General features: G+C 45.0%; 5 protein-coding genes. 2 read left to right on the forward strand and 3 right to left on the reverse strand.

Annotation, left to right across the window (positions count from 1 at the left end):
• The first annotated feature begins 263 nt into the window (after nt 1-263).
• Nucleotides 264-4,910 carry a glutamate synthase large subunit gene (gene gltB / locus ACKPEB_RS17855; RefSeq protein ID WP_408966316.1) on the forward strand — a complete coding sequence of 1,549 codons (4,647 nt, stop codon included), beginning with the start codon at nt 264-266 and terminating at the stop codon, nt 4,908-4,910.
• 409 nt (nt 4,911-5,319) lie between these two features.
• On the opposite strand, the gene topA is transcribed toward gltB, so the two are convergent.
• Nucleotides 5,320-8,007 carry a type I DNA topoisomerase gene (topA, locus tag ACKPEB_RS17860; RefSeq protein WP_408966317.1) on the reverse strand — a complete coding sequence of 896 codons (2,688 nt, stop codon included), beginning with the start codon at nt 8,005-8,007 and terminating at the stop codon, nt 5,320-5,322.
• Between the two features lie 295 nt (nt 8,008-8,302).
• On the opposite strand from topA, the gene nadA reads away from it, so the two are divergent.
• On the forward strand, nt 8,303-9,277 hold the full coding sequence (nadA, locus tag ACKPEB_RS17865; protein WP_408966318.1) for a quinolinate synthase NadA: 975 nt from the start codon (nt 8,303-8,305) through the stop codon (nt 9,275-9,277).
• 62 nt (nt 9,278-9,339) lie between these two features.
• Here the strand turns inward: nadA and ACKPEB_RS17870 are convergent, their stop codons facing one another.
• Together ACKPEB_RS17870 and ACKPEB_RS17875 are read right to left on the reverse strand one after the other, a co-directional pair.
• The gene (locus ACKPEB_RS17870) at nt 9,340-10,095 is read right to left on the reverse strand and encodes a Uma2 family endonuclease (RefSeq protein ID WP_408966319.1); all 756 of its coding nucleotides are present in this window, start codon (nt 10,093-10,095) and stop codon (nt 9,340-9,342) included.
• Nucleotides 10,096-10,139: 44 nt separating this feature from the next.
• Nucleotides 10,140-10,730 (reverse strand): DUF3747 domain-containing protein (locus ACKPEB_RS17875; protein WP_408966320.1); only part of this gene is annotated, 591 nt, incomplete at its 5' end.

The raw sequence follows: 10,730 nt of genomic DNA on the forward strand, positions 1-10,730 counted from the left end.
GTTTTTCCGCCCTATGTAAATTTTGGCTAAAATTTGATTCTTATTGTAAAGAACGTAACGCTTGCTTGTTACATAGAATTTCAGGAAAAACGCAGTAGGGGCGGGGTCTCCCCGCCCAACACTTCACCCGGTATTTCACCCGGTATTTCGCCCGGTATTTCACCCGGTATTTCATGATCATTAACCCGCCCCATCCCTGGAGGCTGCACGGCAATATTTACTTGCTCAGTGCTGCGTTTACCTTCACTCGATAGAATCAAGACATGGATAACACGAGAGTCAATCACAACCAACAACAGAATCAACAAGAATATATGCACGGGAATATGGGCTACCCCTATGGGGGTCAACGCTGGTTAGTAGAAGAAAGAGATGCTTGCGGGGTAGGTTTTATTGCCAACCCATCTGGGGGTGCAAGTCATTCTATTATTCAAAAAGCGTTACCAGCCTTAACTTGTTTAGAACATCGGGGAGGCTGTAGCGCAGACCAAGACTCCGGGGATGGGGCGGGAATTATGACCGCTATTCCTTGGGAATTGTTAGTGCCTTGGTTTGCAGAACGAAAGATTAATATTTTGCAAGAGCCCGAATGTAAATTTGGGGTAGGGATGGTATTTCTCCCCCAAGATAGCAATTTAGCGACTAAAGCCCGTTCCATTATTGAAACTGACCTCAAACAAGAAGAATTAGTGGTGGTTGGTTGGCGGGAAGTTCCTGTCAAACCAGAAGTTCTGGGAGAACAAGCTAGAGCAAATCAACCCCGTATTGAACAAATTATTGTTTATTCGGGTAAGGGTTACACTGGGGATGATTTAGATCGACAATTGTTTTTAGCTCGTCGTTCCTCTGGGGTCGCCTTAGAAGCCCAGGGGTTAGTTTGGGGTGAGAATATTTATATTTGTTCTCTGTCTTGCCGCACTATTGTGTATAAAGGAATGGTGCGTTCGGCAGTCTTAGGAGAATTTTATTTAGACTTAACGAACCCTGCCTATAAAAGCAATTTTGCCGTTTACCATCGACGCTTCAGCACCAATACCATGCCCCGATGGCCCTTAGCCCAACCGATGCGACTGTTAGGGCATAATGGCGAAATTAATACTCTGTTGGGAAATATTAACTGGATGCGGGCGCGGGAAGGCGTCTTATCTCATCCGGTTTGGGGCGAGCGCTTAAAAACCTTAATTCCCTTTGTCGATGCTAAAAATAGTGACTCGGCGAATTTAGATAATGTCATGGAGTTGCTGGTGAGAACCGGGCGTTGTCCGTTGGAAGCACTGATGATTATGGTTCCCGAAGCGTATCAAAACCAGCCCAACCTCAAAGATTTGCCCGAAATTACTGATTTTTATGAATATTATAGCGGCATTCAAGAACCCTGGGATGGGCCAGCGTTATTAGTGTTTAGTGATGGTAAACAAATTGGGGCTTGTTTAGACCGTAACGGGTTACGTCCGGCGCGCTACTGTATCACCAAAGATGGCGTAATTATGGTCGCCTCCGAAGCCGGGGTGGTAGATATCCCAGAAGAGGATATTCAAGAAAAAGGCCGTTTAGGGCCAGGACAAATGATTGCGGTAGACCTCAGTACCCATGAAGTTCTGAAAAATTGGGAGATTAAACAACGAGTTGCCCATGAGCATCCTTATCGGGACTGGTTACAACAATATCGCCACAACTTGGAACCTCAATCCTTTGTAGCTCAGAAACAATTAGAACCCAACGACCTGCTACAACAGCAAACGGCGTTTGGCTATGGGGCGGAAGATTTAGACATCCAAATTGCCGATATGGCCAGTACCGGGAAGGAAGCAACCTTCTGTATGGGAGATGATATTCCTTTAGCCGTTTTATCTGACAAACCCCATTTGTTATATGACTACTTTAAGCAACGTTTTGCTCAGGTAACAAACCCGCCCATTGACCCGTTGCGGGAACGGATTGTCATGTCTCTGTGTATGCGGTTGGGGAAACGGGGGAATATTTTAGACCTCAAACCCGAAGATGCTCGACTGTTGAAAATTGACTCTCCGGTATTGAACGAGGCGGAATTAGAAGCTTTGCGTCAGTCCGATTTCCCCAGTACGACACTCTCAACCCTTTACGAGTTAGAAAGTGGGCCAAATGGTGGCGCGATCGCCTTAACTCGACTGTGTGAAAAAGCCGCAGAAGCGGTGGAACAGGGTAAAGAGATTATTATTCTCTCGGACAAAGGATTAACGGCTGAACAAACCTATATTCCCCCGTTATTAGCAGTCGGGGCGGTGCACCACTACTTAATTAAAACTGGAAAACGCTTAAACGCCTCAATTGTAGTAGAAACAGCCCAATGCTGGAGCACCCATCATTTCGCCTGTTTAGTTGGTTATGGAGCTTCGGCGGTTTGTCCTTATATGGCGTTAGAAAGTGTCCGTCATTGGTGGTCTACTCCCATTGTTCAGAACAATATGGAAAGTGGGAAACTACCCGCTATGACCATCGAACAAGCGCAGAAAAACTATCGCAAGGCGGTAGAAGATGGGTTGCTCAAAATCCTATCGAAAATGGGAATCTCGCTGCTGTCATCTTATCAAGGGGCACAAATCTTTGAAGCCATTGGTATTGGAGAAGATTTACTAGAGGTTGGGTTCCGAGGTACGGTGTCTCGTGTGGGTGGGTTAACAATTTCTGAGTTAAGCCAAGAGGTGTATCAATTCCACGCTAAAGCCTTCCCCCTAGAAGCCAAAAAATTAGAAAACTTTGGGTTTGTCAACGCCATGAAGCGGGGTGAATATCACTTAAACAACCCAGAAATGACAAAACTTCTCCATAAAGCCATTCGCTCTACCGAGGGAGATGGGTTTGATTTGTATGAAATCTATCGTCAATTCATGGAAAACCGCCCGGTAACCGCGTTACGGGATTTATTGGAATTTAATAGCGATCGCAATTCGATTCCTTTAGATGAGGTTGAACCCGTTGAAGAGATTGTTAAACGCTTCTGTACCGGGGGAATGTCCTTGGGAGCTTTATCTCCAGAAGCCCATGAAGTGTTAGCCATCGCCATGAACCGCTTAGGCGGTAAATCCAATTCTGGGGAAGGTGGAGAAGACCCCGCCCGCTTCAAGATTTTTAACGATGTCGATGAAAACGGAATTTCCGTGAGTCGTCCTTATTTAAAAGGGTTAAAAAATGGAGATAGTGCCAGTTCTGCCATTAAGCAAGTTGCATCGGGACGGTTTGGGGTGACACCGGAATATTTAATGAATGCCCAATCTATTGAGATTAAAATTGCTCAAGGGGCAAAACCCGGAGAAGGGGGACAGTTACCCGGTCAAAAAGTCAGTCCTTATATTGCCATGTTGCGGCGCTCGAAACCTGGAGTGACGTTGATTTCCCCTCCGCCTCACCATGATATTTATTCCATTGAAGACTTAGCCCAATTAATCTTTGATTTGCACCAAATTAACCCGAAAGCGACGGTTTCAGTGAAATTAGTGGCAGAAGTCGGAATTGGAACCATTGCGGCGGGGGTTGCTAAAGCCAACGCAGATTATATTCAAATTTCCGGTCACGATGGCGGGACGGGTGCGTCTCCTCTCTCGTCCATTAAACACGCGGGTGGCCCTTGGGAATTAGGGTTAACGGAAGTGCATCGGGTGTTGATGGGAAATAAACTCCGCGACCGGGTACGTTTGCGCGTTGATGGCGGCTTCAAAACCGGATGGGATGTGGTGATGGGCGCGTTAATGGGGGCTGAAGAGTTCGGCTTTGGAACCATTGCGATGATAGCGGAAGGCTGTGTAATGGCGCGTATTTGCCATACGAATAAATGTCCGGTGGGGGTTACCTCTCAACAAGAACGTCTGCGGGAACGGTTCCCAGGAACTCCGGGTCATGTCGTTAACTTCTTCTATTTTGTCGCTGAGGAAGTCCGCCATATTTTAGCGGCGTTGGGATATCGCAAATTAGTGGATTTAGTGGGACGGTCTGACTTGTTGAAACGTCGGGATAACGTCAAGGTTGCCAAAACTCAACACCTGAATTTAGAGGTATTAACTCAACCTCCTGTCAGCAGTGACCGCAACTGGTTAAACCATGAACCCATCCATAGTAACGGCCCGGTTTTGGATGATGTGTTATTAGAAGATGTGGAAATTGCCACCGCCATTCAAAACCAAGGGACGGTGACAAAAACGGTGCGCTTGGTGAATACTGACCGAACAGTGGGAACCCGCATTTCAGGTAAAATCGCCTCGCTGTATGGCGATAAAGGCTTTGCAGGACAAATTAACCTGAATTTCACAGGTTCGGCGGGTCAAAGTTTTGGGGCGTTTAATTTACCCGGAATGAAGTTAACTCTAACGGGGGAAGCCAATGATTATGTCGGGAAGGGAATGCACGGGGGAGAGATTATTATTAAACCTCCGGCGGCTGTCACTTATAACCCGTCTGAGAATGTGATTATTGGGAATACCTGTTTATATGGGGCGACGGGGGGAACGTTATACGCCTACGGAAAAGCTGGAGAACGGTTTGCGGTGCGGAACTCCTTGGGTAAAGCCGTTATTGAAGGCGCTGGCGACCACTGTTGTGAATATATGACCGGAGGGGTCGTGGTGGTGCTGGGTAAAGTCGGGCGGAATGTGGGTGCTGGACAAACGGGCGGTTTAGGCTATTTCCTCGATGAAGATGGGGAGTTTCCTGAAATGGTGAACCCGGAAATTGTCAAAATTCAACGGGTGAGTACGCCGATGGGTGAACAGCAGTTGAAGGAGTTGATTGAACAGCACGCGGAACGCACCGGAAGCGAGAAAGCTAAGGCAATTCTGGCGAACTGGTCTGAGTATTTACCGAAGTTCTGGCAGGTTGTTCCTCCTTCGGAGAAAGATAGTCCTGAAGCGTCGGTTGCGGAATTGGCAGTTGCGATTTAGGATCGTTAATCTTAACGTCTAACCTTCTAGCCTCTTTCCCTATTTGGGAAGGAGGCTAATTTAATATTTTTTACAAAGACCTCGCACAAAGGATATCGCGCATCGGATCATTTATAGCGCTACGCATTACAGTTAGGACATTTCTGAATTCTCAAACCCTTTCACTTCTTACTGTTCCCTTTTCCCTGTTTCCTTGCGTGTAGCGCTATATCTATACACTGTAGGCACTGAACAGCTTATAAAAGAAATGCTAAACGGGAATCTCCCGTTCAACGTTTGTATCGTTGTAACGAGAGAAAACATTCAGGACTTACGCACAAGAAGTTAAAAAACCCGGTTTCTCATTGAGGCTCAGAGCGACAAGCTTGATTTTGGGTTCAGAAACCGGGTTTTTGCGTAAATCCTGACATTAAGAACTGGTTTTTTTACGGGTCGTGGTAGATTTTTTAGCGGTCGTTTTAGTTGTTGTTTTGGTTGCTGATTTCGAGGTGGTTTTTGTCGTTTTAGACTTACCCTTTGAACTCGAACCCGCTTTGGCGGCTAACAATTCCAACCCTTGAGCCAGGGTAAACGCCTCCACCGTCGCATCCTTGGGTAAAGACGCATTCACCTTGCCATGTTTGACATAGGGGCCATAACGACCATCATAAACATTGACCGGTTCGCCATCTTCTGGGTGAGGGCCTAATTCCCGTAAGGGTGGAATTTCTTTTTTCCCCCGTCCTCCCCGTCCACTGGTTTTCGGTTGAGCTAATAATTCTAAAGCTCGTTCTAAACTAATGGTTAACACATCATCGGGGGCTTTAATTGACCGATAATCCTTACCTTCTTTGCCTTGATCATGAACCACATAAGGCCCAAATGGCCCTAACGCCGCTTTAATTTTGGCTCCGGTTTCAGGATGGGTTCCTAACAATCTCGGTAAGGCCAATAACCCCAACGCCATGTCCATCGTGACGCTATCTTTATCAACGCCTTTAGGGAGAGAAACCCGTTTAGGTTTTTTATTGTCTTCCGACTCTAAGCCTAACTGAATATAGGGGCCATAGGGGCCAATTAACACATAAATCCCTTCTCCCGTTTGGGGGTCAACTCCTAACTGTTCTGGGCTTTCGGTTTTTTGTCCCACTAATTCCCGAATGACATCGGGGGTTAAGTCCGCCGGAGTTAAATCTTGAGGAATGGAGGCGGTGATGTTTTCCTCTCCATTGGTGGCTTCAATATAGGGGCCAAATTTGCCAATACAAACCCGGTATTGCATCGGATCATTTTCATCCCCTAACTGTTCTAATTCAATCGTTCGCGCGATTTTTGTATCAATTTTACTTTCTTGGTCTTTAACTTGATATTCCAGTCCCGTTTCCCCTAAATAGAATTTTTGTAAATAAGGTAACCAATGGGCAACTCCTGTGGCGATATCATCGAGAGTATCTTCCATACGGGCGGTAAAGCGAATATCGACTAAATCGGGGAAATATTTCTCTAATAAAGTTGTAACCGCAAAAGCCGTAAAGGTGGGAATTAAGGCATTATTTTTTAACTGCACATACCCCCGGTCAATAATCGTACCAATGACGCTGGCGTAGGTACTAGGGCGACCAATGCCTTCACTTTCCAAGGTTTTGACTAAGGAGGCTTCCGTAAACCGGGCGGGGGGTTGGGTTTCGTGCCCCACCACATCCAAGGCTTTACAATTGGGATGGTCGCCCACCTTCAGAGGCGGTAATAGCACCTCTTGGTCTTCTAAGGCGGCTTCCGGGTCATCGGAACCTTCAACATAAGCCCGCAGGAACCCCGGAAAATCAATACGTTTCCCGGTACTGCGGAAGCCCGCATCTTCGACTGTTAACTCAACGGTAATATTAGTTTGGCGGGAATCAGCCATCTGAGAGGCAACGGTACGCTTCCAAATTAAATCATAGAGGCTGAGTTCGGCTCCACTGAGATCGGTTTCTTGGGGAGTGCGGAAATGATTTCCCGCCGGACGGATGGCTTCGTGGGCTTCCTGGGCGCCTTTGGATTTGGTGGTATATTGACGGGGTTTGGGACTGAGGTAGTTTTTCCCATATTTCTGCTCTACGCATTCACGAGCCGCAACGATGGCTTGCTCGGATAAATGCACCGAATCAGTTCTCATATAAGTAATATAACCTCGTTCATACAAACTTTGGGCAATTTGCATGGTTTGACGGGCACTTAACCTCAGTTTTCGGTTAGATTCCTGTTGCAAAGTGGAGGTTGTAAACGGAGGTAACGGTTTACGGGTAACGGCTTTTTCTTCTAAGTTGGTCACCGTCCAAGGTTTACCCGAAATTCGTTGTTTGAGATCCTGGGCTTGGGCTTCATCCAGTAACACCACATTTCGACCAGAGGCAATTTTCCCGGTAGTTTCATCAAAATCACTTCCAGTGGCGATTTTCACCCCTCCCAAGGTGATGAGTTTGGACTCAAATTGACTCTGAGTGTGTTCCAAAAGGGCTTTTAAATCCCAATATCCCCCAGACCGAAAGGCGCGACGTTCCCGTTCTCGACTGACGAGTAACCGCACCGCCACCGACTGTACCCGTCCGGCAGATAATCCCCTGGCAATTTTTTTCCACAATAGGGGGGAAAGGGTATAGCCATAGAGACGGTCAAGGATGCGTCGCGTTTCTTGGGCGTGTACCAATTGTTCATCAACGGTGCGGCAATTTTTCAGGGCTTCACGAATGGCCTCTTGGGTAATTTCGTGAAACACCATGCGTTTAATCGGAACTTTCGGTTGCAGAATTTGGAGTAAATGCCAACTAATACTTTCTCCCTCACGGTCTTCGTCAGTGGCGAGGACAAGTTCATCGGCTTGCTTGAGGGCGGCTTTCAGTTCTTTAACGATTTTTTGCTTATCTTTTGGGATGACGTAAATGGGTTCAAAGTTGGCTTCCACATTCACCCCCAGTTGCGCCCACTTTTCCGCTTTATATTCTTCGGGAATTTCCTCAGCCGAGGGCGGAAGGTCACGAACATGACCCATTGAGGCTTCCACCCGATAGGTTGAGGGTAGGAAGTTGCGAATGGTACGGGCTTTGGTGGGAGATTCAACGATGACTAAGGTTGACATGACGCCTTCTTCGGATAGCAGCGAACTGGGACAGATGCAAGAAAGGAACGGTTAACTGCTGGCAGTAAACAGTCCTTTAGTTCTATGCTATCTTGCAACGTTGATTTAACAACCCCTCCAGTGTAATCACCAAGAGTCAAGTTACCAACTTCTGCTGAGTCTAGCCAAATCCCTATTTCATCAGGATGGCATCCGCTCTATGATTTGCTCACCCTGAATCCCCATTTTTGGTAAATTCAACTATAATTAGGAACTACAATTCAAAATCATTCACGATTCCTAGAAGGTTTTCACTGTGTTTACATCAACCCTTCCCCGACAAAATCATTCAACCGTTGCCGATTTACCAACTGATTTATTTGCAGCGATTCAAGCGTTAAAACAAGAGTTGAACGCTGTTATTTTAGCGCATTATTATCAAGATCCTGATATTCAAGATATTGCTGATTATATTGGAGATTCTTTGGGCTTATCTCGTCAAGCTGCCCAAACCAATGCCGATGTGATTGTGTTTGCTGGGGTTCATTTTATGGCAGAAACTGCCAAAATTTTGAATCCTGATAAATTAGTGTTGTTACCCGACTTAAATGCGGGATGTTCTTTAGCTGAAAGTTGTCCCCCGGATGCCTTTGCTAAATTTAAAGCTCAATATCCTGATCATTTAGTGGTTTCTTATATTAACTGCACGGCTGAAATTAAAGCCATGAGTGATATTATTTGTACCAGTTCTAATGCGGTTAATATTGTTCGACAAATTCCTGAAGATCAACCGATTATTTTTGCTCCAGATCGCAATTTAGGACGATATGTGATGGCAGAAACAGGACGAGATCTCGTGTTATGGCAAGGGGCTTGTTTAGTGCATGAAAATTTCTCCGAGAAAAAGTTAGTTCAATTGAAAATCGAACATCCTGAAGCCGAAATTATTGCCCATCCTGAATGTGAACCTCCGATTTTAAATCATGCGGATTATATTGGATCAACAACGGCTTTATTAAACTATGCTAAGAAAAGTTCTAAGTCGAGTTTTATTATTGTAACTGAACCGGGAATTATTCATCAAATGGAAAAGGAAACCCCCGGTAAATCCTTTATTCCAGCCCCTCCGATGAATAGTTGTGCCTGTAATGAATGCCCGCACATGAGGTTAAATACGTTGGAAAAATTGTATTTATCCATGAAAAATCGTTCTCCAGAAATTACCCTTCCTGAAGATATCCGCATTGCGGCTTTACGTCCGATTCAACGAATGTTAGAGATGAGTCAATAGTTGTTCCAAAAAACCAGGTTTGTTCAAAAACCCGGTTTCTTAAAGAAACCGGGTTTTTAATATTAACAAATTTCATCAGGATTAATTCCCTGCGATCGCAAAAATTCTGCTAATTTTTCAGCGCGTTGATGTTCTTGTTCAGCGCGTTGGCGTTCCTGTTCTACCTTTTCTACCCCCCAAGGAAGTAAATTTCCGCCTTGATCCCACCATCTTAACCAATAGCCATTCCGTTGCTCTTTTTCCCCTTGCCAAACCCCTAAAAATAGCTTTAAATCTTCAATCCAATAACGACTATTCTCACTCATTGGATCGAGTTCATAACGTCCATTTTGTAACGTATAAAATTCTAATTGTCCGGTTATGGGTTCAAAAATAGCATAAATCGGAACTTGCAAAATTTGTTCATAAAAATACCATTTTCCAGGAGGATAACTACGCTTAACCGAATATTCTCCCCCTTCCGTTTCTGATAGAAATTCTATAACAATACTAGGAATCTCTCCTTGCAAATTGGGGGTATAACTTTTTCGTGTTGTTTCCGGTTCAATGGATTTAACTTGTTTGACATAGAGCCAATCGGGAGCTTTAATCACAAGTTCCCGATTCAGTATTGCACATAAAGCAAAATTAGAAGCAATCAGCATTTCAGGTTGAATTAAACCTGCGAGTTCTAAACTTTCTCGAAGTGTTCCAGCAATTAAAGGTTCAGCCGTATTTTCCACAGGTTTTTCTTCTAATTGAAAATCATCGGGTAACGCCTCCCATGTAATCACGGGACGTTGAAGTTGAATAAAATTCTGTTCCTCAGTTGCCACCATAATCTTAACGAGAGTGTTAAAGTGATTTAATTTTAACGCTTGTTTTAAAGGGCTGGAGAATCGCTGGTAAAATAAATATGACCTAATGTTTTGCCTTGATAAACTCGTTTAGTTAAACGCCAACCCGGTTCTAAAATAATTTTGGCAAAACCATTCGTAAATCCATAGCTTCTGCCAATAATAATCGGTGGGGCAGTAACATTAGCACGAGACTGAGCGACTAACACAATATCATTAGGTGTACTTTGAACACTCAGGGCGTGGGATAACGCTAAATCTGTTCCCGCCATTCTCACGGAATAACCATTGCTATCCGTTGCTCGTCCACAAATCCCCGTAAAATCAAAATTGAGTAGTAACGGATCAACAAGAGTCGGTTGGTTTCCACTTTCACTCCAACAAGGGCGACTATCAGAGATTTGTTCGACAACTACTAAGGTATGCCCAAAGGCACGAGGGACAGCAATTGCGACAAATCGTTCTTGATCGACTTCCTTCTGGTCAAATTGTACAGCAATCACATTCCGGGGAAAACTCAGGGTAGATATCCCGATGATTAATGCTAAAACAAGGCTTCGCTTCAGTGCTAGTTTCATGAGTCTGGGCACCGTCCAATGAGTGATCGAATCTGTAAT

It is taken from the genome of Planktothrix sp. (assembly GCF_046067725.1).
Taxonomy (GTDB): Bacteria; Cyanobacteriota; Cyanobacteriia; order Cyanobacteriales; family Microcoleaceae; genus Planktothrix.